Source organism: Trebonia sp. (genome assembly GCF_030042015.1).
In the GTDB taxonomy this organism is placed as follows: domain Bacteria; phylum Actinomycetota; class Actinomycetes; order Streptosporangiales; family Streptosporangiaceae; genus Trebonia.
In genome coordinates, this window is record NZ_JASIAL010000500.1 from 1 (window position 1) to 25,271 (window position 25,271).

At 71.8% G+C, this 25,271-nt stretch carries 23 protein-coding genes; 8 read left to right on the forward strand and 15 right to left on the reverse strand.

Annotation, left to right across the window (positions count from 1 at the left end):
* A partial coding sequence (locus tag Q1N79_RS26720) for an AAA family ATPase (protein ID WP_367185146.1) occupies positions 1–2,835 on the reverse strand: 2,835 nt, incomplete at its 3' end.
* 18 nt (positions 2,836–2,853) lie between these two features.
* Positions 2,854–3,084, reverse strand: coding sequence for a hypothetical protein (locus Q1N79_RS26725; protein ID WP_300613711.1), 231 nt, complete (start codon positions 3,082–3,084; stop codon positions 2,854–2,856).
* A 293-nt stretch (positions 3,085–3,377) separates the two neighbouring features.
* On the opposite strand from Q1N79_RS26725, the gene typA reads away from it, so the two are divergent.
* Positions 3,378–5,252, forward strand: coding sequence for a translational GTPase TypA (typA, locus tag Q1N79_RS26730; protein ID WP_300613771.1), 1,875 nt, complete (start codon positions 3,378–3,380; stop codon positions 5,250–5,252).
* Between the two features lie 51 nt (positions 5,253–5,303).
* Here the strand turns inward: typA and Q1N79_RS26735 are convergent, their stop codons facing one another.
* Positions 5,304–6,326, reverse strand: a complete 1,023-nt coding sequence (locus tag Q1N79_RS26735) for an undecaprenyl-diphosphate phosphatase (RefSeq protein WP_300613713.1) — start codon at positions 6,324–6,326, stop codon at positions 5,304–5,306.
* A 192-nt stretch (positions 6,327–6,518) separates the two neighbouring features.
* On the opposite strand from Q1N79_RS26735, the gene Q1N79_RS26740 reads away from it, so the two are divergent.
* Positions 6,519–8,552, forward strand: coding sequence for a ricin-type beta-trefoil lectin domain protein (locus Q1N79_RS26740; protein ID WP_300613715.1), 2,034 nt, complete (start codon positions 6,519–6,521; stop codon positions 8,550–8,552).
* Between the two features lie 5 nt (positions 8,553–8,557).
* On the opposite strand, the gene Q1N79_RS26745 is transcribed toward Q1N79_RS26740, so the two are convergent.
* The 6 genes from Q1N79_RS26745 to Q1N79_RS26770 all read right to left on the reverse strand — a co-directional run bounded on the left by Q1N79_RS26745 (position 8,558) and on the right by Q1N79_RS26770 (position 15,564).
* The gene (locus tag Q1N79_RS26745; protein WP_300613717.1) at positions 8,558–8,992 is read right to left on the reverse strand and encodes a PIN domain-containing protein; all 435 of its coding nucleotides are present in this window, start codon (positions 8,990–8,992) and stop codon (positions 8,558–8,560) included.
* Positions 8,968–9,372, reverse strand: coding sequence for a hypothetical protein (locus tag Q1N79_RS26750; protein ID WP_300613719.1), 405 nt, complete (start codon positions 9,370–9,372; stop codon positions 8,968–8,970). Before Q1N79_RS26750 ends, Q1N79_RS26745 begins: the two co-directional genes overlap by 25 nt.
* A gap of 329 nt (positions 9,373–9,701) precedes the next feature.
* The gene (locus Q1N79_RS26755; RefSeq protein WP_300613721.1) at positions 9,702–10,487 is read right to left on the reverse strand and encodes a succinate dehydrogenase/fumarate reductase iron-sulfur subunit; all 786 of its coding nucleotides are present in this window, start codon (positions 10,485–10,487) and stop codon (positions 9,702–9,704) included.
* Entirely contained in the window at positions 10,487–12,424 is a 1,938-nt protein-coding gene (locus Q1N79_RS26760; RefSeq protein ID WP_300613723.1) for a fumarate reductase/succinate dehydrogenase flavoprotein subunit, read from the reverse strand. Before Q1N79_RS26760 ends, Q1N79_RS26755 begins: the two co-directional genes overlap by 1 nt.
* An 18-nt stretch (positions 12,425–12,442) precedes the next feature.
* Positions 12,443–13,249 carry a hypothetical protein gene (locus Q1N79_RS26765; RefSeq protein ID WP_300613725.1) on the reverse strand — a complete coding sequence of 269 codons (807 nt, stop codon included), beginning with the start codon at positions 13,247–13,249 and terminating at the stop codon, positions 12,443–12,445.
* A 170-nt stretch (positions 13,250–13,419) separates the two neighbouring features.
* Positions 13,420–15,564 (reverse strand): S9 family peptidase, encoded by a 2,145-nt coding sequence (locus Q1N79_RS26770; protein ID WP_300613727.1) that lies wholly within the window; start codon positions 15,562–15,564, stop codon positions 13,420–13,422.
* Positions 15,565–15,782: 218 nt separating this feature from the next.
* Between Q1N79_RS26770 and mshB the strand changes: the two genes are divergently transcribed.
* Together mshB and Q1N79_RS26780 are read left to right on the forward strand one after the other, a co-directional pair.
* Positions 15,783–16,607: an N-acetyl-1-D-myo-inositol-2-amino-2-deoxy-alpha-D-glucopyranoside deacetylase gene (gene mshB / locus Q1N79_RS26775; protein ID WP_300613729.1), complete on the forward strand. Its 825-nt coding sequence runs from the start codon at positions 15,783–15,785 to the stop codon at positions 16,605–16,607.
* Positions 16,608–16,637: 30 nt separating this feature from the next.
* Entirely contained in the window at positions 16,638–17,036 is a 399-nt protein-coding gene (locus Q1N79_RS26780; RefSeq protein WP_300613731.1) for a DUF6113 family protein, read from the forward strand.
* A 25-nt stretch (positions 17,037–17,061) separates the two neighbouring features.
* On the opposite strand, the gene rocD is transcribed toward Q1N79_RS26780, so the two are convergent.
* The 6 genes from rocD to Q1N79_RS26810 all read right to left on the reverse strand — a co-directional run bounded on the left by rocD (position 17,062) and on the right by Q1N79_RS26810 (position 22,446).
* Complete coding sequence (rocD, locus tag Q1N79_RS26785; RefSeq protein WP_300613733.1) at positions 17,062–18,285, reverse strand: ornithine--oxo-acid transaminase; 1,224 nt, start codon at positions 18,283–18,285, stop codon at positions 17,062–17,064.
* Positions 18,282–19,115 (reverse strand): dimethylargininase, encoded by an 834-nt coding sequence (gene ddaH / locus Q1N79_RS26790; RefSeq protein WP_300613735.1) that lies wholly within the window; start codon positions 19,113–19,115, stop codon positions 18,282–18,284. Before ddaH ends, rocD begins: the two co-directional genes overlap by 4 nt.
* Before the next feature lie 133 nt (positions 19,116–19,248).
* The gene (locus tag Q1N79_RS26795) at positions 19,249–20,022 is read right to left on the reverse strand and encodes a hypothetical protein (protein WP_300613737.1); all 774 of its coding nucleotides are present in this window, start codon (positions 20,020–20,022) and stop codon (positions 19,249–19,251) included.
* 9 nt (positions 20,023–20,031) lie between these two features.
* On the reverse strand, positions 20,032–21,189 hold the full coding sequence (gene dapC, locus Q1N79_RS26800; protein WP_300613738.1) for a succinyldiaminopimelate transaminase: 1,158 nt from the start codon (positions 21,187–21,189) through the stop codon (positions 20,032–20,034).
* Positions 21,186–21,506: a ferredoxin gene (gene fdxA, locus Q1N79_RS26805; protein WP_300613740.1), complete on the reverse strand. Its 321-nt coding sequence runs from the start codon at positions 21,504–21,506 to the stop codon at positions 21,186–21,188. Before fdxA ends, dapC begins: the two co-directional genes overlap by 4 nt.
* Before the next feature lie 97 nt (positions 21,507–21,603).
* Entirely contained in the window at positions 21,604–22,446 is an 843-nt protein-coding gene (locus tag Q1N79_RS26810) for a hypothetical protein (protein WP_300613741.1), read from the reverse strand.
* A gap of 109 nt (positions 22,447–22,555) precedes the next feature.
* Between Q1N79_RS26810 and Q1N79_RS26815 the strand changes: the two genes are divergently transcribed.
* The 4 genes from Q1N79_RS26815 (at position 22,556) to Q1N79_RS26830 (ending at position 25,257) form a co-directional block, all read left to right on the forward strand.
* On the forward strand, positions 22,556–23,392 hold the full coding sequence (locus Q1N79_RS26815) for a 2,3,4,5-tetrahydropyridine-2,6-dicarboxylate N-succinyltransferase (protein WP_300613743.1): 837 nt from the start codon (positions 22,556–22,558) through the stop codon (positions 23,390–23,392).
* A gap of 22 nt (positions 23,393–23,414) precedes the next feature.
* Positions 23,415–24,167 carry a TIGR00730 family Rossman fold protein gene (locus Q1N79_RS26820; protein ID WP_300613745.1) on the forward strand — a complete coding sequence of 251 codons (753 nt, stop codon included), beginning with the start codon at positions 23,415–23,417 and terminating at the stop codon, positions 24,165–24,167.
* Between the two features lie 72 nt (positions 24,168–24,239).
* Positions 24,240–24,677, forward strand: coding sequence for a hypothetical protein (locus Q1N79_RS26825; protein WP_300613747.1), 438 nt, complete (start codon positions 24,240–24,242; stop codon positions 24,675–24,677).
* On the forward strand, positions 24,670–25,257 hold the full coding sequence (locus Q1N79_RS26830) for a DNA-3-methyladenine glycosylase I (RefSeq protein ID WP_300613749.1): 588 nt from the start codon (positions 24,670–24,672) through the stop codon (positions 25,255–25,257). Before Q1N79_RS26825 ends, Q1N79_RS26830 begins: the two co-directional genes overlap by 8 nt.
* The last annotated feature ends 14 nt before the right edge of the window (positions 25,258–25,271 follow it).

Below are 25,271 nucleotides of genomic sequence, written 5' to 3' on the forward strand. Positions count from 1 at the left end.
GGCGCGCCGCAACCGGGCCGTCGCTAGCTCGCGTCCGTCGGCGACCGCCAGCCCCGCGCGTGCGGCGGCGAGCGAGGTGACCGCCGCCTGGTAGGGCTGGCGCACGGCGTCCCACGCCGCCACGGCCGCATCCCAGGCTGCCAGCCGCTCCCGCGGATCGGTGTCATCGGGCGGGACGAGCGCCGTGAACGTCAACTGCCAGGCCCACTGTACCGGTCCGAACACGTCCAGCTTGTCCGCCAGCGGGCGTAGCTGGCCGAGCAGGGCCGGGCCGCCGTCGTCGTCCGCACGGGGCGCACGGGGCGCACGGGCCGCACGGGCCGCGCCGGTCCCCGCGGTGCCCTCCAGGCCCCCCGCGCCCCACGCGTGCCCGGCGGCGGCGATGGCTGCGGTAACGAGCAGCGGCCAGGCATACCGAGGGCTGCCAGCCGACACGTCGTACCGGTTGAGTTCCTCGGCGGCCAGGGCCGCCGCCGCCGCGGGGCCGTCCGTAGCCAGCTTGAGCTCGACGTCAAGCGCGGCCTGCGGAAAGTGGTACTGGTCCTCGTACCTGGCACCGGCCAGTACGGCCCGGCTCGCCGCCGCGCGCCTCGCGGCGGTGGCGACGTCACCGCGGGCGAGGGCGATCGAACCACACACGATCCACAAGCCGACCCGGGTGAGCGGCGGCGGAGCGAGATCGAGGGCCCGTTCGGCGATGTCCGCCGCCTCGTCCCAGCGGGCGAGGTAAAGCAGCGGTTCCGCCAGGTTGATCGCCAGGAACGCCCCGGCGGTGCGGGCCAGGCCGTGCCGCTCGGCATCGGCGATTCCCTGCCGGGCGACGTCGGCGGCGCTGTCGTACTCGCCCGCCCCGCACAGCAGGTGGGACTCGGTGATCACTGCCTTGACGATGGGCTGGTAGGCATCGGCCCGCTGCGCGGTCGCGCGGGCCTCCGCGATCAGCCGCAGGGCCGGGCTGCCCGGGGTGACCAGCCCGCTTGGCAGCGACTCGAAATACGCCAGCGTGGCGAGCGCCTGCGCTTCCGCGTCAACGTCGTGGTCCTCGCGGGCGAGGCGCAGGGCCTCTTCCGCCAGGCTCTTGTACCGCTGGCTCGCCGCGTCGCAGATGGTGTGCGACGCGGCGAGCAGGAGCTGTGTCCGCGCCTTCCTTGACACCGTCTCCGGGACCAGGCGCAGCGCGCGGTCCAGGTCTTCCATGTGGCCGGGCAGGCCAAGATCCTTCTGGAACGTGAACCGCTGCCGGAGCAGCATGGCGACCCGGACCGGGTCCGTGCTCTCGTCAAGCTCCGCCAGCGCCGATTCTACGAACGCGAGCCCGCGCTGCGCTTCGCCCGCGTCGTGCGCGGCGCCCGCCGCTTCCTCGAGCACCCGCACGTGGTCGGCGCCGACGCGCTCCGCGGCGTCCGGGACCTGGTCCCACAGTTCCAGGACACGGGCGAGTAGCACGAGCCGTTCGGCGTGCGCCACGGCACGAGAGGCTTGCGCGGATGCCAGCCATGCGCTGGTCAGCGCTCCCGGCGTGTTGTGCGCCGAATACCAGTGGTGCGCCCTCTCGATGTCCGCCCGCCCCTCGGAGACGAGCGCGGGTTCGGCCTCGATCGCGAGCGCATACCGGGTGTGCACCCCGCTGTGCTCGCCTGGCAGCAGATCCTCGTGCACGGCCTCGCGGATCAGCGTGTGCCGGAACGCGTACCCGTCGGCGGTGGTTACCAGCACGTTGCCGGTGACGGCGGGGCGGATGACGGCCGTCAGCTCGTCCGCGCTGCGCCCGCTGACCTTGGTGAGCAACGCGTGACTCGTGCTGCCGCTGCCCGCGCTGGCCACGCGCAGCACCTCCTGGGTCTCTTCAGGCAGCCGCCGCACTGCCTGCAGCAGCAGGTCCGCGAGCGAGTCTGGTATCTCCGCCGAGCCGTCCGGGCAGGCGAGCAGTTCCTCGGTGAAGAGCGGGTTGCCCTCGGCTCGCTTGTAGAGCGCGTCGGTCAGCACACGGTCGGGTACCTGCCCGAGCACCGCCGCCGCGAGCTCTTCAGCCTGCCCGCGGCTCAGCCGGGGCAGCTCGGTGCGCTCCACCCAGTCGATCCGAGCGAGCTCGGCGAGCAGCGGCCGGAGCGGATGGGTGCGGTGCAGCTCGTCGGAGCGGAACGTCACGATGATCAGCACGTTCGCCAGCGCGCGCTGGTAGCCGATGAGGAAGGCGATCAGGTCACGGCTGGACCGGTCCGCCCAGTGCGCGTCCTCGACCACGACGACAAGCGGTCGCTGCCCGGCGAGCCGCTCAAGCAGCGTGAGGAACTCCTCGAAGAGCCGGGCGCGTGCCTCGCCCGCGGCCGGGGAGGCCGGGGAGGCCGAAGATCCGGCCGCTGCCCCGCCGGCCGGCGCGCTGGCCAGCTCGCCAGCACCCGCCAGCTCGGGCAGCAGCCTGGCCAGCTCCCGTGTAGCCCGCGCGCTGCCAGGCAGCATGCCGACGATCTCGTCCGCGCCGATCTCCCGCACCAGGTCCCGCAGCATCGCGGTGAACGGGCCGAACGGCAGCCCGTCAGCCCCGAGTTCCAGGCACCCGCCTGCCAGCACCCTGGCTCCGGCCGCCCGCGCGCTCGCAGTGAACTCGGTGAGCAGGCGCGTCTTGCCCACGCCGGCCTCGCCACCGACGAGCAGCGCGGCTGGACCGCCCTGTCGGACCGTTTCGAACGCGGCCTCCAGGGCGGCCATCTCCGCTGCCCGTCCAACCAGGACGGGGCTTGTCCCGCGCCTGCTCATCCCTGTCATCAGCATGACACGGGGGTCTGACATTCCAGCCGGGCCGCGGCGGTCTGCCGCGCCCGATTTCCCCGCCATCCCGGGCGCTGCCCGCAGCTAGCTGCCCGCGCCCGCGTGCTCGGCAGGCACCCGGCTTTCGCCGCCGCGGAACGTGCCGTCCACGTAGTCCGGGATCGGCGGCAGCACGACCGGGTCCGGCTCCTCATCGCGGCGGCGCTGCGCGCGCATCGCCCTGCGCGCTGCCCTCGCGAGGGCGGCGTTCCTGGCCCGCTCGCGCCGCTCGGCGGCCCGCTGGATGGCCACCTCGAGCATCAGGTCGGGGTGCATGATTCCTCCTCGGTTGCGGGGAACCGCCATGGTTTTCCCCGTACTTTGAGGGTCGTGCTAAGGCCCCCCGCCGCACATCGGACGATCGCCTTATCTTCAGGCTGAGCGGCGCCTTAGGTCTCCCGGGCCCGAACGGAAACGAGGCAGGCCCGCCTCGGGTCAAGCCACGAGGCTCGCGGGCGGTGCCCGTGCGGGAAGCGAGGGCAATAGACTGGTACCGGCCACGAGCAGTCGTTGGCCGCAGCCCCGATGCCGAATGAGCGAGACTCTCACGCATGCCCGCACAGCAGACGATGACGACGAGCGCCGCCGGCGCAGGCGAGATCGCGACCCGCGACGACCTGCGCAACGTCGCGATCGTGGCGCACGTCGACCACGGCAAGACCACGCTGGTCGACGCGATGCTGTGGCAGTCCGGCGCCTTCCGCGCGAACGCCCAGGTGAACGAGCGCGTCCTGGACTCCGGTGACCTGGAGCGCGAGAAGGGCATCACGATTCTCGCCAAGAACACGGCCGTCAGGCACGGCGGGCTGACCGTCAACATCATCGACACGCCGGGCCACGCGGACTTCGGCGGCGAGGTGGAACGCGGCCTTTCGATGGTGGACGGCGTGCTGCTGCTCGTGGACGCGAGCGAGGGGCCGCTGCCGCAGACCAGGTTCGTGCTGCGCAAGACGCTCGAGGCCAACCTCCCCGTGATCTTGGTGATCAACAAGGTGGACCGCGCGAACGCGCGCATCGCCGAGGTCGTCGACGCCTGCTACGAGCTGTTCATCGACCTCGACGCGAGCGAGCAGCAGATCGAGTTCCCGATCGTGTACGCCGCCGCCCGGGCCGGCCGCGCCTCAAGGAACCGCCCGCGCGACGGCGAGATGCCCGACAGCGAGAACCTGGAGCCGCTGTTCGACGTCATCCGTGAGACGGTCCCGCCGCCCGTCTACGAAGTAGGCGCCCCGCTGCAGGCGCACGTGACCAACCTCGACGCCTCCTCCTACCTGGGGCGCATCGCGCTCTGCCGGATCTACAACGGCACGATCAGCCGCGGCCAGCAGGTCGCCTGGTGCCGCCACGACGGCTCGATCGAGAAGGTGAAGGTCGCCGAGCTGTTCCGCACCGAGGCCCTTGAGCGGGTGCAGACCAGCGAAGCGGGGCCCGGCGACATCGTCGCGATCGCCGGCATCCCCGAGATCATGATCGGGGACACCCTCACCGACCCGAACGACCCGCGGCCGCTCCCGCTGATCACCGTCGACGAGCCCGCGATCTCGATGACGATCGGGGTGAACACCTCCCCGCTGGCCGGCCGCGCCCAGGGCGCCAAGGTGACCGCGCGCCTGGTCAAGGACCGGCTCGACCGCGAGCTTGTCGGCAACGTGTCGCTGCAGGTGCTGCCCACCGAGCGCCCCGACACCTGGGAGGTCAGGGGCCGGGGGGAGCTGGCGCTCGCGGTGCTCGTGGAGACCATGCGGCGGGAGGGCTACGAGCTGACCGTCGGCCGCCCGGCAGCCGTGACGAAGGAAATCGACGGCACGCTGTACGAGCCGGTCGAGCGCCTGTCGGTCGACGTGCCTGAGGAGTTCCTCGGGACGGTCACGCAACTGGTCTCGGTGCGCCGCGGCCGGATGGAGTCGATGACCAACCACGGCACCGGCTGGGTAAGGCTCGCGTTCGGAGTCCCGGCGCGCGGGCTGATCGGGTTCCGCACCCAGTTCCTCACCGAGACCAGGGGCACCGGCATCGCCCACCACGTCTTCGAGGGGTACGAGCCGTGGGCGGGCCCGCTGCGCGGCCGCGCGACCGGCTCGCTGGTGGCCGACCGGCCGGGCGCCGCCAACGCCTACGCGATGTTCAACCTGCAAGAGCGCGGGTCGCTGTTCGTCTCGCCGGGCACCGAGGTCTACGAGGGGATGATCGTCGGCGAGAACTCCCGGGCCGACGACATGGACGTCAACATCACCAAGGAGCGGAAGGTCACCAACGTGAGGCAGTCAACGGGGGAGGAGCTCGAGCGACTGGTCCCGCCCCGGCTGCTCAGCCTGGAGCAGGCCCTGGAGTTCTGCGCCGACGATGAGTGCGCCGAAGTGACTCCCGCCGCGGTCCGGCTGCGCAAGACCATCCTCGACGCCCGCGAGCGCGCCAGGATCCGCGGCCGCGGTCACCGCGAATAATTATCCCGAACGATCCCGCCCGGCTGCCCAGCGCAGGCCCAGGCCCGCATTTCAGGTGATACCGAGGTAGATGGCGCTTCCCACGCCCACGACCAGGCAGTAGCTGGCGAACGGCGTCAGCGTGCGGTTCTGTGCGAAGTAGCGGACAAGGAACCGCAGCGCGAGGTAGGCGCCGGCGAACGACAGCAGCGAGCCGACGAGCACCTGGCCGCGGACCCCGTCGCCGAGCGGGCCGGTCAGGTCCGGCACCTTGAGCACGCCGGCCGCGAGGATCACCGGTGCCGACAGCAGGAACGAGAACCTGGCCGCGTCCTGCCTGGACAGCCCGCGGAACATGCCGCTGACCATGACGACGCCGTCCCGGCTGATCCCTGGCAGCAGCGCCAGGATCTGCGCCGCGCCCAGGCCGAAGGCCGACAGCCAGCCCACCTGGGTCAGCCTGCGGTCGGCTTGCGCGGCCAGGCCCGCCTCCCGCTGCTTGAGCGCCCGCTGCCCTGCGGCGTGCCGTGGGGTGCCCGGGCCACCGCCGCCGACGGCCGCCATCTGCCGGTCCGCGACGGACTGCTGCGCGTCGAGGCCGGCCCGGCGCCTGCGCACCGCCTCCCCGGCGAACAGGATGAGCCCGTTCACCGCGAGGAACGAGGCGGTCAGGACCGGCTTGCTGAAGTAGACGCGGAAATCGTGCTCGAGCGCCACGCCGGCGAGGCCGACAGGGACGGTTGCCAGGATGATCATCCAGGCGAGCCGCTGCTCGACGGTCTGCGGCTGCCAGCGGCGCGTCCCTGGCGCGGGGCTGACCACGTGCCCGACCGAGCCGAAGAAGCCGCGGATGATCCGCAGCCAGTCCCGCCAGAAGTAGGCGATCATCGCCAGCGCGGTGGCGACGTGCATCCCGACGATGAACGCCAGGTACGGGGACTCGGGCTCGGACACGTTCAGGTCCACCGCCCAGCGCCCGCCGACCAGCGCCGGAATGAGCACGTTGTGCCCGAGGCTGGATATCGGGAAGAGCTCGGTGATGCCCTGGATCAGGCCGACGACGATCGCCTCGGGGTAGGTAATGTGCGGATACATCGTGCCCTCTCGCCGTCAACGGAACAGCGGGGCCAGCCGCGACGCCCCAGGTCATCGTATCCGCCGGCCGTGGGCCGGCAGACGGCGCGCACGGCCGGCCGGCCGTGCGCGCCGCGGGCCGGCGCAAGTCACCGCGGACCCTAATCACCAATTTGCTCCGCATTCGCACCAATAGCCGGTAAGCTCCCGCGCGTGACTCGGCTACGGGGACGCGCCGGCATTACAGGTGTCGCGCTGATCATCGTGGCGGGACTGGCGATTCCGGCGGCGGTAGCGACCCGGGCGGCCGCGGCTACCACGGTGCCCGCGTCCGGGGTGGACGTCTCCCCGTTCACGACCGTGAACAGCTGGACGCTGCTGCGGCAGGCGGGCAGCAGCTTCGCCGGCGTCGAGGCGACTTTCGCGCAGACCCAGGAAACGACGTATGCCGCCGACGTCGAGGCGGCCGCGGCGGCCGGGCTGTACGTGATGCCCTACGCGTTCGTCTTCCCTTATGACCCGAAGGGGAACGGCACCGTCGCGCAGCAGGCCGAGGCGGCGGTCACCGTGGTCGATTCGGTCACCGACCCGGCGTACAAGTCCAGCGACCTCATGCTGCCGCTCGTCGTGGACATAGAGAACGACCCGTACTACCAGCAGGACCACACGACCCAGTGCTACGGGCTGACCCCGCAAGCGATGGTGGACTGGCTCAAGACGTACATCGGCGATGTCTCCGCGCTGGGCAAGACCCCGATCATCTACACGAACGCTCCCTTCTGGGACACGTGCACCGGGAACAGCACGGCGTTCAGCGGGTATCCGCTCTGGCTCGCGTCGTACGGGGTGACGATCCCGGGGCTGCCGACTGGCTGGGGCAACTACACGTTCTGGCAGTACACGAGCAGCGGGACGGTCAACGGCATCGAGGGCCCGACCGACCTGGACTACCTCGGCCCGGTCCTGCAGGTCAGCCAGGCGGGCGCGCCGATCGCCCCGGTGCAGCTGCAGACGCTCACCTCGCTGGACGGGACGCGGGTCAGCTATGCCGTGCCGGCCGCGGGCAGCCAGGGCGCCCTGCCGCCAGGCCTGACGATGAGCCCGTCCGGCCAGGTCACGGGGACTCCGCTGGTGTCCGATCGCGGCCAGCAGTACACGGTGACGGTCACCCCCTCAGCCGGCGCGGTCCCGGTGACCCCCTCGTCGCTGACGTTCACCTGGGACGTGTCAGGGGCGATCACGGTGGACTCTCCAGGCAACCGCAGGACCCCGGCGGGCACTCCGGTCGTGCTGCAGATCTCGGGGTACGACCCGAACACCGGCTATACGCCGTCCTACGCCGCGACCGGGCTGCCCACGGGCCTGTCGATGAGCTCCTCCGGCCTGATAACCGGCTGGCCGTCGGCGCCGGGCACGTACGACGTCACCGTCTACGCGTCCGACGCCTTCGGCGGCACCGGGTCCATGCTGTTCACCTGGACGGTGCCGGCCGTGGCCGACAGTGGCTTCGCCGGGCAGCTCAGGCAGGTCGGCGGCACCGGCAAGTGCCTCAACGACCCGTCGTCAGGCACGGCCAACGGCACGCTGGTGAACCTGTGGAGCTGCGACGGCCACGCGAACCAGCAGTGGACCGTCGTCCGGGACGGCACGATCCGCGTCCTCGGCAAGTGCCTGGCGGCGAGCGGGACGAGCGTGGTGCTGTGGGCGTGCTCCGCTGGCTTCAGCAACCAGCAGTGGCAGGCAGGCACCGACGGCGAGCTGGTCAGCGCCCAGTCAGGCAAGTGCCTGTACTTCGCCGGCGCGGCCGCGGCCAACGGCAACCGGCCGACGATGGCTGCCTGCGCCAACACCACGATCCAGACGGGCGAGCACTGGTACCGCCCGGCGGCCGCCGTCTTCTCCGGCGAGCCGGGCAAGTGCCTGGCCGCCGCCGGGTCCGCCGTCGAGCTGGCCGCCTGCGCGGACACGGCGGCCCAGCAGTGGGCGGCGCGGTCCGACGGCACGCTCCGGCTGGGCGGCCAGTGCCTGACCGAGGCGGCCGCCGCCGCCGGTTCGGCGCTGTCGCTCGGGCCCTGCGCCGGCACGGCCGCCACCAAGTGGCAGCTGTCCGCCGCCGGCCCGCTCGCCTCCGAGCTGGTCAGCGCCGCCTCGGGCCTGTGCGTGACGGCACCGTCGGCGGCCAGCGGCGTCCCGCTGGTCATCGAGTCATGCGCCGCCACCCCAGCCGGCACGTGGCACGTGGAGTAAGTGGCTCATACCTTGACCACCGCGACCCGGTCGGCCTTCCTGCGGCCGGGTTCCTCAGTGAGCCGGGCCATGTCCTCGGGGTCGCTCGTCAGCAGCACAACCGGACGCGGTTGTGCCAGTGCGATGACGGCGAGCAGCGCGTTCACCGTGCACCGGTGGCCTGACATGCCGGTCGAGCCGAGGAGTTCTCCCGCCCTGCGCCCGGCTTCCTTATCGATGTTCGCGACGATGACACCACGCAGGACGCGGTGCATGCGGGCGTCTTCCTGACCGCCACGCAGCACTTCGGCGAGCGTCGACGCGGCTGTGACGACGCGGTCGTACCGCTGGTACGCCTTCCGCGCCAGCGCGTGTACCGCCGGGTCGCCCGTGGCGAGCTTGACCAGACCCTGGGCGTCCAGGACCAGGGCCCCGTCTACTCCGCTTCGTAGTCTGGCCACTGACGCTCCGCCCATTCCAGTAGCTCGGGTGGCACCGGGCCGAACTCGGCGTCCAGTTCGTCGAGCACCTCGCCGAGAACGTCGTGCTGGAGCTTCCGCTCAGTGGCCTCCGTTACGTACCGGCTGAACTCACCGGGCCCGGTCCGGGCCCGGACGGCGGCTGTCAGTTCTTCTGGCATCGAGACGCTCACCTTCTGCACGCGGCCGTGGAACCGCGAGGCCGGCCCTGTATCGATGTCGACGGGTGCCTTCGGGAACATGACGGTGACGCGCTGCAGCACCTGCTCGAGCGGGACCGCGGCCAGCGCGTCCCGCAGCGCCTTCTCCAGTGCGCTCAGCGCCTGCCCAGGGTCGGTCCCCGCGCGCGAAACCTCATCCATAAACCGATGCTACCACCGGTAGCAACGCAAGCCGCGGCGCACGATAGAAAGGGTGCCTATCGCTATCTTGTTCGGTCGTCAAACAGGGCGGCTGACTCGTTGCGGTTCCTGGGTCTGTCCGGGGGTCGGCGAGCAGCGCTGCGACAAGCGTAGGTTGTCAACCGCGCGGAATCGGCCCGCAAGCCTCGCCCTTTCTGTGATATTCCGGCGCAGTCACTCGCCGTGCTTCGGGTTCGTTCGCCCATGTGACGATGGCGGCGTCCAGGCGGGCGAGGATGTCGGGGATTTCGGCGGGCCGGGCGCGGGCCCACAACGCGGCGCAGGCCCCGCTAGCGCTTGCCGGGGACGGCCGGGGTGCCCGCCTTCGCCGGGCGCCGGGAGATCTTCGAGCCGAGCCAGACCAGCGGGTCGTACTTGAGGCCGGCGACGCGCTCCTTCATCGGGATCAGCGCGTTGTCGGTGATCTTGATGTGCTCGGGGCACACCTCGGTGCAGCACTTGGTGATGTTGCAGTAGCCCAGGCCGAAGTCGTCCTGCGCGATGTCCCGCCGGTCCGCCTCGTCACACGGGTGCATCTCCAGCTCGGCGACCCGCATGAGGAACCGCGGGCCGGCGAACGGCCGCTCGTTCTCGGCGTGGTCGCGGATCACGTGACACGTGTTCTGGCACAGGTAGCACTCGATGCACTTGCGGAACTCCTGCGACCGGTTCACGTCCTCCTGCTGCATCCGGAACTCGCCGGGCTTGATCGACGGGTCCGGCGTGAACGACGGGATCGTGCGCGCCTTCGCGTAGTTGAACGACACGTCGGTGACCAGGTCCCTGATCACGGGGAACGTGCGCATCGGAGTGATCGTCAGGACCTCGTCGGGGGAGAACGTCGACATCCGGGTCATGCAGCCGAGCCGCGGCCGGCCGTTGATCTCCATCGAGCACGATCCGCACTTGCCGGCCTTGCAGTTCCACCGGATCGCCAGGTCGCCCGCCTGGGTGGCCTGCAGCCGGTGCAGCACGTCGAGGACGACCTCACCCTCGTTGACCTCGACCGTGTAATCGACAAGCGAGCCCGACCCGGCGTCGCCGCGCCACACCCGCAATGCTGTCTCGTACCCCATCAGTGCCCCTCCTCCGACGCAGCGGTAGCCGGCGTAGCCGACGGAGCCGGAGCGGGCAGCCCGGCCAGCTCCTCCTCGGTCATGTACTTCTTGAGCTCGGACTTGTCGAACAGCGCGAGCTGGTCGGGCCGCATCACGGGCAGCGGCTTGTGGGTTAGCTCGAGCTTGTCGCCGGTCAGCGCCAGGGCCAGGTTCACCTTGCGCCATTCCGGCGACATCTCCGGGTAGTCATCCCTGGTGTGCCCGCCGCGCGACTCCTGCCGCTCCAGCGCGGCCAGCGCCACGCACTCGGCGACGAGCAGCATGTTCCGCAGGTCGAGCGCGTAGTGCCAGCCCGGGTTGTAAGCCCGCTCGCCCGGCACGGCCACCCGCGCGGCCCGCTCCTTGAACTTCTCAAGCTCGCCGAGCGCGGCCTTGACCTCGGACTCCCGCCTGATCAGGCCGACCAGGTCCTGCATCGTCTGCTGGAGTTCGTGGTGCACCTTGTAGGGGCTCTCGCCCTCGGCGCGGGACAGCGGCGCGAGCGCCTCGGCGACCGCGGCCGAGAGGTCGGAGTCCGCCACCGCGGGCCGGGACGGCCCCAGCGAATCCAGGTAGTCCGCCGCGCCGTCCCCGGCCCGCTTGCCGAACACGAGCAGGTCGGTCAGCGAGTTGCCGCCGAGCCGGTTCGAGCCGTGCATCCCGCCGGACACCTCGCCGGCCGCGAACAAGCCGGGCACGGACGAGGCGGCGGTGTCCGGGTCGACCTCGATGCCGCCCATCACGTAGTGGCAGGTCGGCCCGATCTCCATCGGCTCCTTGGTGATGTCCACATCCGCCAGCTCGATGAACTGGTGGTACATGGACGGCAGCCGCTGGAGGATGTACTCGGGGGGCCGCCGCGAGGCGATGTCGAGGAAGACGCCGCCGTGCTCGGTCCCGCGCCCGGCCTTGATCTCGGAGTTGATGGACCGCGCGACCTCATCGCGCGGCAGCAGATCCGGCGGGCGCCTGTTGTGGTCCGGGTCGGTGAACCAGCGGTCGGCCTCTTCCTCGGTCTCCGCGTACTGGCCGCGGAACACCTCGGGCACATAGTCGAACATGAACCGCCGGCCCTCCGAGTTCAGCAGCACCCCGCCGTCGCCGCGGACCGACTCGGTGACCAGCAGGCCGGCCACCGACGGCGGCCAGATCATGCCGGTGGGGTGAAACTGGACGAACTCCATGTTGATCAGCGCCGCGCCCGCGAGCAGTGCCAGCGCGTGCCCGTCACCGCTGTACTCCCAGGAGTTCGTGGTGACCTTGAACGTGCGCCCGATCCCGCCGGTGGCGAGCACCACGGCCGGCGCCTCGAACACGACGAACCGCCCGGTGTCCCTGGCGTATCCGAAAGCGCCCGAGATCCGCCCCGACTGATCCCTGAGCAGCCGGGTGATCGTCGTCTCCGCGAACACCGCGATCATCGCCTCCGGGTCGCCAAGCGCGACCGAGTCCGCCTGCTGCAGCGCGACGACCCGCTGCTGCAAGGTGCGGATGATCTCCAGGCCGGTGCGGTCACCGACGTGCGCGAGCCGTGGGTACGCGTGCCCGCCGAAGTTCCGCTGCGAGATCTTCCCGTCCTTGGTCCGGTCGAACAGCGCCCCCCACGCCTCGAGTTCCCAGACCCGGTCCGGGGCCTCCTTGGCGTGCAGCTCGGCCATCCGCGGGTTGTTGAGGAACTTGCCGCCGCGCATCGTGTCGCAGAAGTGCACCTGCCAGTTGTCGTTGGGATTCATGTTGCCCATGGCGGCGGCGGCGCCGCCCTCGGCCATCACCGTGTGGGCCTTGCCGAACAGCGACTTGGAGATGATCGCGGTCTTGAAGCCCCGCGCGCGGGCTTCGATCGCCGCGCGCAGCCCTGAGCCGCCCGCGCCGATCACTACCACGTCGTAGGAGTAACGCTCGATGTCGTCTGTCATTACGATCGCCCGTTCGGCTCAATTGAAGATTCGAGGGTCGGAGATGGCGCCGCTGGCGACAAGCATGATGTACAGGTCGGTCAGCATCAGCGTGCCGAGCGTGATCCAGGCGAGCTGCATGTGCCGCGCGTTCAGCCAGGACACCTTCGTCCAGATCCAGTACCTGACGGGGTGCTTGGAGAAGTGCTTCAGCCGGCCGCCCGTGATGTGCCTGCAGGAGTGGCAGGACAGCGTGTAGCACCACAGCAGGATCACGTTCGCCAGCATGATGAGCGAGCCGAGGCCGAACCCGAAGTTCCCGTCCGGCCCGCGGAACGCCTGGGCCGCGTCCCAGGTGTTGAGCAGCGAGATCGCGAGCACCACGTAGAAGAAGTACCTGTGCAGGTTCTGCACGATCAGCGGGAACCTGGTCTCGCCGGTGTACCTCGCGTGCGGCTCGCGCACCGCGCACGAAGGCGGGGACTGCCAGAACGACCGGTAGTAGGCGCGCCGGTAGTAGTAACAGCTCAGCCGGAACCCGAGCACGAACACCAGCGAGACGAACGCGTACGGGATAACCGGGGGTACGGCGGGGATCCACCTGCCAAGCGTCGACGCCTCCGGCAGGCACTCGCCGTTGACGCAGGGCGAGTAGAACGGCGTGAGATAGTGGTACTGCGGTACGTAGTACCAGTGTCCGGTGAACACGCGGACCGTCGCGTAGGTCAGCCAGATGGTCAGCAGCGTCACGACGACGACCGGCGCCTGCCACCACCTGTCCTTGCGGAGGGTCCGGTCGGAGATCTGCGCCCGCGTTCTAGCCGGCGCTTCCGATATTTGAGTCATACTTCAGCGTCCTCGGAGCCTTGAGCGTGATCGTAACGCGACGCGTATCCGGGCCGCCCCTCGCCCCGAATGGACGGACCGGGGGTGCCCGCGCATGGCGACGTCCATGAACCTATTCCAGTTAGTCTCAGGATGCCGCATCGGACGGCCCTTCCAGCATGTGAGACTGGCTACATTCCGCCGCCGCCGGAAAGAGCCGACCGCAGGAACTCCACCTGCAGCAGCAGCAGGTTCTCCGCGACGACCTCCTGCGGGGTCATGTGCGTCACACCGGACAGCGGCAGCACCGAATGCGGGTACCCCGCCGCCAGCAGCGCCGAGGAAAGGCGCAGCGAGTGCGCGACGAACACGTTATCGTCGGCCAGCCCGTGGATGATCAGCAACGGGCGGGTGACAGACGCCACGGCCCGTTCCGGATCACTGGTCAGCGAACTTACCTCGTAGCCAGCCGGATTGTCCGCGGGGTCGCCGAGGTACCGCTCGGTGTAGTGGGTGTCGTACAGCCGCCAGTCGGTGACCGGCGCGCCCGCGACCGCCGCGTGGAAGACATCGGGACGCCGCAGCACGGCCAGGGCCGCCAGGTACCCGCCGAACGACCAGCCGCGGATGCCGACCCGGTGCGCGTCCAGGTCGGGGAACGCCGCCGCGGCCGCGTGCAGCGCCGTGACCTGGTCCGCCAGGATGCCGGTGGCGAGGTCGCCGGCCACCGCCCGCTCCCAGGCGGGCCCGCGGCCGGGCGTGCCCCTGCCGTCCGCCACCACGACCGCGAACCCCTGCTCGGCGAACCACTGCGAGGTCAGGAACGCGCCGGCGCTCTTGACCACCCGCTGCGCGTGCGGGCCGCCGTACGGGTCCATGAGCACGGGCAGCCTCGTGCCCGGCTCGTGCCAGGAGGGGAACAGCACCGCGGTGCGGACCGCGGCCGGCCCGGCGTCCAGGAAGTGCGGCCGCGGGCGCGGCAGGTTCGGCTCCTGCGCCAGCGAGGCGATCTGTCCCGTCGTTTTTTCATTCCTATTGATCCGAACGGACAGCTGGTTCCCCTCCAGCGTCCTGCCGCTGACCACGGTGGTCCCGCCGGCCTCGCGGGCGCTGTGCAGGCCGGGCGCGGTCGCGACCGCGGCCAGGCCGTCGGGGGAGTAGCGCCACACGCCGACCTCGGTGGCCTCGGTCGAGCCGAGCAGCAGCACCGCCTGCCCGTCGGTGCCGAGGATCTCCCTGACCTGCAGGCCAGGCGGGGTGACCGGCGCGGCGGTCGCCAGCTCGGCCGCCGGGGCGACGATCAGCCGGCGGGTGTCCTCGCTGACCTGCGTCCACACGACGCGGCCGTCGCTCAGCTGGGCCGGGACGCCGTCGACGATGTCGGTCCAGTGCGGGTCGGTGTCCTCGCGGATGACCTCGCCGGTGGCCGCGTCGATGACCCGCATGGTCTTCTGGTCGCGGCTTTGCACGACGATGAGCAGGTCGGCGTCCCAGCAGGCGGCGACCAGGTACGGCAGTTCCCTGGGATCCCAGCCGGCCGCGATCGCGGCCGCGGGCGCCCCGGCGCCGCCAGGGGCGGCGCCGTCGGCCGGGGCGATGATCAGCGACACGGCGGCGTTCGCCGTGCCCGCGGCGGGGTAGCCGACGGCGGCAGGCGCGCGCCCGGGGTTCGCCGGGTCGGCGATGTGCCAGCGCTGCACCGGCGACTCGTCCACCCGCGCGATCAGCAGCCGGCTGCCGTCAGGGGACCACCAGTAGCCGCGGGCCCGGCCCATCTCCTCGGCGGCGACGAACTCGGCGAGGCCGAACGTGACGCCGTCCCCGTCCCCGTCCGCCCCGGCGACCAGGCGGTCCTGCCCCGTCGCCAGCTCGATGACGCGCACCGCCCCCTCGTGCACGTAGGCGACCTTGCGCCCGGCCGGGTCAGGGCGCGGGTCAAGCGCCGGGGCGCGGGCCGGCACCGCCCGCGGCGGCGCCTGCGCCTCCCCCAGGGGCGCCGCGTACACCTGCCCGGACAGCGCGAACACCGCCAGGTGCTGCGCGGCGTCTGTCGCGTACGACACGATGCCGGCGGCCGTCTCCCGCACCCGCTCCCGGCGGGCGCGCTCTTCTGGCGGCAGGTTCTCCTCCTCGGCGCCGAGCGCGGCGGGGTCGGCGACCAGGCGCTCGGCGCCGGTCGCGGCGTCGGCTTCCCACAGGCAGGTCACCGGGTCGTCGCCGCCCTTGGAGCGCAGGAACGCCACGCGCGCGCCGTCCGGCGACACCTGGAAGGCCCGCGGCGCCCCGAGCGTGAACCGCCGGGTCCGGGCCTGCTGCCGGGGGAAGCTGTCCGTCATACCTGCGATCTTGCCAGCTTCCCGCGGTAGCGGGCGGCCGGGGGCCGGGGGCCGGGGGCAACTAGCAACGCGGACGCGCGACCGCCCGTACACAAATTGATATACAGAACTTGTAACGCGGGCGTCGGTAATCATGATCATGGGTCAAAAGTGGTCGTATACGGCACCAGCGACCCATGATCATGGCCACTGTCATGGCCTGCAAGCTGAGGGGGACGATGGCAGAACGCAGCCTGCTGCTCGTGCACGCCCACCCGGACGATGAGTCGATCGGCACCGGCGCCACCATGGCCAAGTACGCGGCAGAAGGTGCCCGGGTCACGCTCGTGACCTGCACGCTCGGCGAGCTCGGGGAGATCATCCCGCCCGCGCTCGCGCACCTGAAGCCCGACGAGCTCGGCCAGCACCGGATCGGCGAGCTCGCCAGGGCGTGCGCGGCGCTCGGCGTGCCCGACCACCGGTTCCTCGGCGGCCCGGGACGGTGGCGGGACTCCGGGATGATGGGGCTGCCGGACAACGACGACCCGCGCTGCTTCTGGCAGGCGGACGTGGACGAGGCCGCCGGCGAGCTCGCGGCGATCGCGGCGCAGGTCGCGGCCGACGTGATCGTGACCTACGACGCGAACGGCTTCTACGGCCATCCGGACCACATCCAGGCGCACCGGGTCGCCTGGCGCGCCCACGAGATGGCCGGCGAGACGGCGAAGTTCTACGCGACCGCGGTGCCGCGTTCCGTGCTCGCCGAGACGGTCAGGCTGCCCGCGGACTCGCGGTTCAAGCCCGTCACGGAGATGGTGGCGGGCGTCCCCGACGACCAGGTCACGACGGCGATCGACGCGACCGCCTACCTGGGCGCCAAGCTGGCCGCGATGCGGGCGCACGAGACGCAGCTCGCCGTGGACGGCGAGTTCTTCGCGCTGTCCAACGGCCTCGGGCTGCGCGCGGACGGGACCGAGTACTACACGCTGCTCGAAGGGCCGCGCGGCCAGCGAAGGCCCCGCCGCGCAGGCGAGCCCTACGAGCGCGACCTCTTCGCGCGCTGACGTGCCGCGGACTGGGTAGCCTGCTGGTTCATGGGGACTTCGCAGGGCCTGCCGCGACAAGGGCACCGCGCGCTCACGGCCGCCGGGTATCTGGTGCTGTTCCTGCTCGGCGCCGTGCAGGGCGTGATCGGCAGCTTCCAGTACGGCCGCGGCCCCGCTCCGCTGGTGGCGATCCTCCTCGACGCCGCGATCTTCATCACGTGCGTGCTCGGCGCCTGGGGGATGCGCTCCTTCGGTGGCGGGCTCGCCCCCGCCGTCGGCTGGATCGTGGCCTCGTTCGTGCTGTCGATGCCGGTCTCCAACGGGAGCGTCCTGATTACCGCCACGACACCGGGGGAGTGGTACCTGTACGGCGGCGCGCTGGCGGCGGCGGTCGGCGCCGCGGCCGGGTTCGTCCTGTGGGCCCGCGCCCAGCCCCGCCGCCGCTGAGTCTCGCCCCGGCCCCGGCCCGCGGCTAGCAGGCCAGCACCGCCTCGCTGAGGCGCTCAAGCCCCCAGTCGAGCTCGTCTTCCGTGATCACCAGCGGCGGCGCCAGCCGGATCGTGCGGCCGTGCGTCTCCTTGGCGAGCACGCCGAGGCTGGCCAGCCGCTCGCACACCGCCCGCCCGTCGAGGGAGGCGAACGACACCCCGGCCCACAGCCCGCGCCCGCTCACCGACGAGACGGCCGACGACGGCAAGGACGCCAGCCGGGCGTGGAACCGCTCGCCGAGGGCGGCCGAACGGGCCTGGTACTCCCCCGTCCGCAGCAGCGCGACGACCTCCCGCGCCACCGCGCACGCCAGCGGGTTCCCGCCGAACGTCGAGCCGTGCTGGCCGGGCCGCAGCACGCCGAGCACAGACCGCGAGGACACCATCGCCGACACCGGCACGATGCCGCCGCCCAGCGCCTTGCCAAGCAGGTAGGCGTCAGGCACGATCCCCTCAAGCGAGCAGGCGAACGTGGCACCCACCCGGCCGAGCCCGGACTGGATCTCGTCCGCGATCATCAGCGCGCCCGCCGCCGTGCACAGCGCCCGCACCCCGGCAAGGAACCCGGGCGGCGGCACGACCACGCCGGCCTCGCCCTGGATCGGCTCGACCAGCACCGCGACGATCCGCGGCCCGCAGGTGGCGAAGACGGACTCCAGGGCGGCCAGGTCCCCGTACGGGACCGACACGAACCCGGGCGTGTACGGCCCGAACCCGGACTTCGCGTCCGGGTCGGATGAGAACGACACGATCGTGGTGGTCCGCCCGTGGAAGTTCCCGTCGAACACCACGATCACCGCCTGGCCGGCGGGCACCCCGCGAACCTCATACCCCCACTTGCGGGAGACCTTGATCGCCGTCTCGACCGCCTCGGCGCCGGTGTTCATCGGCAGCACCATGTCCATCCCGCACAGCTGCGCCAGCTCCGCGCAGAACGGCCCGAACTGGTCGTGGTCGAACGCCCTGCTCACCAGCGTGACCCGGTCGAGCTGCCGCGCGGCCGCGGCGACCAGCCGCGGGTGCCTGTGCCCGAAGTTCAGCGCCGAATACCCGGCGAGCATGTCCAGGTAGCGCCGGCCGCCGGTGTCGGTCACCCAGACCCCGGCCGCGCTGGCGGCGACGACGGGCAGCGGGTGGTAGTTGTGCGCGCTGTACTCGCGCGTCAGCCCGGCCAGGTCAAGGTCAAGGTCCGGCAGCGTCTGCGTCATCCCCGGGCTCCTCTCAGCTCGAGCGTGCAGCATTTGGCGCCGCCGCCCGCCTTGCGCAGTTCCGACATGTCGACGGGGACCGGCGCGAACCCGCGCGCGGACAGCTGCCTGGCCAGGCCGGTCGCCTGCGCGGCGAGCACCACGTGGTACCCGTCGCTGACCGCGTTCAGCCCGAGCACCTCGGCGTCCTCGTCCTTGGCCTCGATCAGCTCGGCGAACACCGAGCCGAGCATCGCCCGCCCGGCGTCGTCGAACGCGGCGGGGTAGTACATCGCGGTGCTCGCGTCAAGCACGCACAGCGCGGTGTCCAGGTGGTAGAACCGCGGGTCGACCAGCCGCAGGCTCACCACCGGCAGGCCGAACACCGCGGCGAGCTCGGCCGCGGCGCCCTCCTCGCTGCGGAACCCGTGCCCGGCGAGCAGCGTGCGCCCGGCGACTAGGATGTCCCCCTCGCCCTCGTTGTAATGCGCGGGCGGGCCCGCCACCCGCCAGCCGCCCGCCAGGAACCAGTCGAGGTACGCCCCGGCCTCGGCGGCCCGCTGCGGGTGCCGGAACCGGACGCCGAGCACGGTCCCGTCCACGACCGTCGCCCCGTTGGCCGCGAAGACCATGTCCGGCAGCCCGGGCACCGGCTCGATGACCCGGACGTCATGCCCGAGGTCGAGGTAGACCTGCCGCAGCCGCTCCCACTGGCTCAGCGCGAGCCCCGCGTCGGCGGGCTCATCGGGCCGCATCCACGGGTTGATCGCATACGTCACGGCGAAGTGCGCCGGCGGGCACATCAGGTAGGTCCGGGCCGTCGCGACCCGGCGCGTCTCGTCGTTCACCATGCCGCCAGCGTATGGAGCGGACCAGCCGCGATGACAGCGCGCGGTCATGCGTCCCGGCGTCGATTCGTTGCGTTTTCCCGCCGATTGACGGCCATTCGTTGCGCCGGCCGGGACACGCGCCCGCGGCGCCGCCTCAGCGGCCGATGTCGCGCGCCAGGTCCAGCCCGAACAGCAGGTCCGCCGCCGCGAACGTCTCGAACTTCACCCCGTCGGCGACGTCCGGGTCGTCGGCGAGCGCCGCAAGCTCGCCAAGCGCGGCCGCCGTGTCCAGGTCGTCCGCGATCGCGGCGCCGATCGCCTCGCCGTACCGCCGCGACATCGGCCCGCTCGGTGACCGCGCCCACCCGGCGACAAGCTCCCGCCAGCGCGCGATGGTCTTCGCCGCCCCGCCGGGGTCCCCGCCGCGCCCGATCGCCTGCCCGTACCCATGCCGCATGAGGTTCAGCCGAACGGACAGTGGCTCCTCCCCGAGCCCCAGCCGCTCCCGCAGCCCGCTTGCTGCCGCGTCGCCGGCGCCGGCTGCCCAGCCCGCCACCTCGATCCACTGCCTGGCGAGCCCCGCGACGGCCGGCTCGGCCGGCCCGGCCCTGACCCCCACGTCGAACACCGGCTCGCGGATCCTGTCGGCGAACTGCCCGGCCAGCTGCTCCGCCGTGACAGGCGGCGTCAGCGTGTGCCGCGGCGGGTGGATGTTCAGCTCCCCGCAGACGGCGCGCAGCTCGCCCGCGCTGTCGGGGAGCAGGTCGACGACCGTGGCAGTAAGCCCGGATCGTTCGGACAACCTGCGGATAATGTCCGCGGCGAGATACGCGCGCACCTGCCCGAGCCCCGTGCGGCGGGCCGCGACGAGCACTCGCAGCTCCCCCCGGTACCCGGGTTGCATGTCACTGCCGGAAAGCCTCAGCACCCTGCCACGTTAGCGCGCCAGCGCGCGCAGCCTCATCCCGGCGGCCGCGACGCGCTCGTCGGTGGCGGTGAACGCGAGGCGGACGTGCCCGGCGCCGCCGGGGCCGAACATGGCGCCAGGGCCGGCCAGGATGCCGCACTCGGCGGCGAGCAGCTCGCACGCCGCCCAGCAGTCCAGGCCAGGGCGGGCGGCCCACAGGTACAGCCCGGCCTCGGAATCGTCGATGCGGAACCCGGCGGCGGTCAGCCCGCCGATCAGTATCGCGCGCCGCGCCCCGTACACGGCCCGCTGCGCCAGCGCGTGCGCGTCGTCGCACAGCGCGGCGGTCATCGCCGCCTGGACGGGCGCCGGCACGATCATTCCCGCCTGCCTGCAGATGAGCAGCAGCCGGGACACCAAAGACGGGTCGCCGGTCACGAACCCGGCACGGTAGCCGGCCAGGTTGGACCGCTTGGACAGCGAGAACACCGCGAGCACGCCGTCGAAGGAGCCCTCGGTCACGGTCGGGTGCAGGACCGACACCGGGGAAAGCGACCAGCCGAGGTCGAGGTAGCACTCGTCGGAGGCGAACACCCACCCGCGCGAGCGCGCCCACGCCACGGCGTCCCGCAGCCGGCCGGCCGGCAGCACCCGCCCGGTCGGGTTGGACGGCGAGTTGACCCACAGCAGCCCAGCGCCTCTAGCGCCCCCAGCGCCTCTAGCGCCCCCGGCGGACCCGTCCTGGGCATCGGCAGCGTCGCGGGCGCCTGGGTCGTCGCGGGACAGCGACCCGCAGCCGGCCAGCCGCGCGCCGATGTCGTATGTCGGGTACGCCAGCGCCGGGTAGCGCACGGTGTCGGCAGGACCCAGCCCGAGCATGACGGGAAGCCAGGCGATGAACTCCTTGGTCCCGATCACGGGGAGCACAGAATCGGGGCTGACGCCGACGCCGTGGCAGCGGGCCAGCCACCCGGCGGCCGCCTCGCGCAGCTCGGGGGTTCCCGCCGTCGCCGGGTAGCCGGGGGCGTCGGCCGCCGCGGACAGCGCGCGCTTGATCACGTCAGGCACCGGGTCGACGGGCGCGCCTATCGATAGGTCCACCGGGCCGCCGGGGAAGGCGCGAGCCTTCTCCCGCAGCGGCGCCAGTTCGTCCCAGGGGTAGTCGGGGAGCCGTTCGGCGAGCGTCACTCGCCCTGCGGCGGCAGCGCCGCGACCAGCGGGTGGTCCTTGCCGATCCTGCCGACCTTGGACGCGCCGCCAGGGGAGCCCAGTTCCTCGAAGAAATCGACGTTGACCTTGTAGTAATCCTTCCACTGCTCGGGCACGTCGTCCTCGTAGTAGATGGCCTCTACCGGGCAGACAGGCTCGCAGGCCCCGCAGTCCACGCACTCGTCGGGTTGTATGTAGAGCATGCGGTCGCCCTCGTAGATGCAGTCCACCGGGCATTCCTCGATGCACGCCTTGTCAAGCACATCGACGCATGGCTGCGCGATGATGTAGGTCACGTGAGCTCCTTCGCAACTTCTTCACTCTAACTCGCCTGCTGGCCCCACCCAGCAGGCTAGCTACCTCACAGTATGGCGGTTTGCCGCGTATCCCGCGCTAGCTGGCGACAATACTCCCGCTTCCCCCGCCGGGGTCGGTCTGCCAGCTCGTTTCCGTCAGCCCGGCCGTCCACTGGTAGCCGCCGTAGCGCACCTGGGTTATCCCGTAGGAGCCGGCGTTGGCGACGAGCCAGCTGGCCACCGCCCACCCGCCGGCCGCCGTGACCGCGAACGTCCCTGAGCCGTCACCAGTGGCCGTGCTTTCCGCCAGCACCGGCCCGCCACGCTGCGGGCGGCCGAACGTCCCCGCCAGCCCCGCGATGGCGGCCGCCAGGTTCAGCCGCGTGCTCACGCCCTGGTTGGCTGCCTGGGTGGCCGGGCTGTACCAGCAGGTGACCGCGTGCGGGATCGCGGTGAACTCCGCCGCGAGCAGGGCGCCTGTCTGCGCGTACTGCTCGTAGGCGTAGCCGTCGGCGCTGTGCTGGACGTCCTGGGCGGCCACGTAGACGGGCAGCCGCGTGTAGCCGGGGATCTTGACCAGGGCGGCGAAGAACGCGCCTGCCGCGTACGCGGGGTCCTCGAGCTCGGTGACGGTGCCCCAGCCCTGGGAGGGACGCTGCTGGAAGATGCCGACCGAGTCCAGGGTCCCGTAGTCCAGGTTCTCCAGCTTCGACTCCTGCAGCGCCGTCGCGTAGGCGATCGTGAGCGCCTGGCGGGGCAGGTGCTTGCGTTCGGCGACGCCGGCGATGATCGCCGCGTCGGCGGCCTGGCCGAAGTCGAGCGGTATCGCGTTCGCCCCGGTCCCGGCCGCGCAGCCGGGCACGGTGAGCAGCCGGACGACGTAGTTGTTGTATGCCTTGTACGCGGCGTAGCCGCCGACGGCGAGGAGCGTCGCGAGCACGGTCAGGACGATAAGCGGGCGCCGCCACGAAGGGCGCTGATAGCTGCCCCGCACGGCGCGCCCCGGGGTCCTCGGCACACTGCGACCGTACCCGGTAGGCTCGCACGCCATGAGCCAGTCGCCGAAATCCCCGCTGTCACCGGTCATCGACGACCTGTGGGAGCAGCGGGCCGGGCTCGGCCCGGAAGACTCCGCCGCGCGGGCCGAGGTCGTGGCGGCCGTGGACGAGATCGACGCGGGGAAAGCACGGGTGGCCCACGTCGACCCGGTCACAGGCGAGGTCGTCGTGGACGAGCGCGCCAAGCGCGCGATCCTGCTGGCCTTCCGGCTGCTGCCGATGGCTCAGTCGCAGGTCGGCGACTTCCGTTACCACGACAGGGTGCCGCTGAAGACCCGGCTCGACGGCGTGCGCGTGGTCCCGGGCGCGATCGCCCGCTGGGGCTCGTTCATCGCCCCTGGCACCGTGCTGATGCCGTCGTTCGTGAACGTCGGGGCGTACGTGGACGCGGGTACGATGGTGGACACCTGGGCCACGGTCGGGTCATGCGCCCAGATCGGGAAGAACGTCCACCTGTCCGGCGGGGTGGGGATCGGCGGCGTGCTCGAGCCGCCGAACGCGGTCCCCGTCGTGGTCGAGGACGAGTGCATGATCGGCTCGCGGTCGATGATCGTGGAGGGCGCGCGGGTGCGCACAGGCGCGGTGCTCGGCCCGGCCACCAACCTGAGCCGGAGCACGCACGTCATCGACGTGCAGACCGGTGAGGAACTGCCCCGCGGCGAGGCGCCGCCGTGGTCGGTCTGCCTGAACGGCACGCGGGCGCGGGCGTTCCCAGGCGGCGAGTTCGGCATGCCCTGCGTGCTCGTCCTGCGGCGGCTTCCCGAGGGCAAGCGGCACGACAAGGCCGAGCTCAACGCCATCCTCCGCGATCACGGAGCAGATATCTGACCGCGCTACCGTGGATAACGCCATGAGCGGAAACAACACACGCCGGGTTCGTCGCCAGGGACCCGTGACGCTACGCGATAAGCAGATACCGGCGACGACGACGGACCAGCGGCTGCTTGACAAGCGCGGGCCCTCGGACTGGGTGCACACCGACCCCTGGCGGGTCATGCGCATCCAGGCGGAGTTCGTCGAAGGCTTCGGGCTGCTCGCCGAGCTTGGGATGGCGGTCTCGGTCTTCGGGTCGGCGCGCACGCCGCCTGGCTCGCCAGAGTACGAGCAGGCCGTGGAGATAGCCGCGGCGCTGTGTCACGCCGGCTACGCGGTGATCACCGGCGGCGGCCCAGGGATCATGGAGGCGGCGAACAAGGGCGCCGCCGAGGCGAGCGGCGTCTCGGTCGGCCTCGGCATCGAGCTCCCGATGGAAACCGGGCTCAACGACTACGTCAACGTCGGCATCGAGTTCCGCTACTTCTTCGTCAGGAAGACCGTCTTCATCAAGTACTCGCAGGCGTTCGTCGTGCTGCCCGGCGGCTTCGGCACGATGGACGAGCTGTTCGAGGCGCTGACGCTGGTCGCCACGGGGAAGATCACCAAGTTCCCGATCATCCTGGTCGGCAGCGCGTACTGGTCCGGCCTGCTGGACTGGCTGTCGGAGACGATGCTCGGCCGCCGCAACATCGGGGCCGGCGAGCTGGCCCTGCTCCGGGTCGCCGACGAAACAGAAGAGGTCATCGAGATCATCAAGGAAGCGCACGCCGACATGTCCGCGCTCTGACGCCCGGCCCAGGGAGCGGCTATGCGGGCCGCGTGTGCGAATGCGCGCCGGGAGCGTGGCACGATTGCCTATGTGCCTGTCGTACTGCTGATCACCGTCGTGGTCATCCTGGCCGCCGTCGTGCTTGTCGCCCGCGGGCGCGGCGGCGAGCTGTCGGCGGAGCGTACCGATCACGCCCCGCTGGACCTGGGGCCCGTGTCCGCCACGGACGTCGTGCTGTTCCGCCCGCCGACGGCGCTGTGGGGGTACGACGTGCAAGTGACCGACGACGCGTTTGAGCGGATCGCCGAGTCGATCAGGGAACGCGACGTGCGGATCGTGGCGCTGGAGCAGCTGGTCACCGACCTGGGCAAGGAGCACGCGCCGCCGCCGCCGGCCAGCCCGTACGTGGGCGTGCGCCGGCGCCGGCCGCCCGAGGCCGGCGGGCCCGGCGTCCCGGGCGCCCCCGGCGTCCCGGGCGCCCCGGATGACACGGGTGCTGCCCCGCCGCCCGAACGGTCGCATGGCTGAGCCCGAGGGCGCGGCGGTGCCCGGCCCCGACGGCAGGCTGCGCTGCCCCTGGGGGCTGAGCGCCCCGGAGTACCTGGCTTACCACGACGAGGAATGGGGCAGGCCGGTCCGCGGCGACCAGGCGATCTTCGAGCGGCTGAGCCTGGAAGCCTTCCAGTCCGGGCTGTCGTGGCTCACGATCTTGCGCAAGCGGAAGAACTTCCGCGCGGCGTTCGCGGGCTTCGACATCGCGCAGGTCGCCGCGTTCGGCCCGGACGACGTGCAGCGCCTGCTGTCCGATCCGGGCATCGTCAGGAACCGGGCGAAGGTCAACGCGGTGATCACGAACGCCCGCGCCGCGCTGACCCTGCCGGCCGGGCTGAGCGACCTGGTCTGGAGCTACGCCGGCATCGGCGCGGCGCCGGCGGCGCCGCGCACGCTGGCGGAGATTCCGCCGCGGACCCCCGCCTCGAAGCGGCTCGCCGCGCAGCTGCGCGAGCACGGCTTCACCTTCACCGGCCCGGTCACCGTCTACGCCACGATGCAGGCCTGCGGCATAGTCAACGACCACCTGGCCGCCTGCTTCGCCCGCGCCGCCTGACCCCCGCCGCCGGG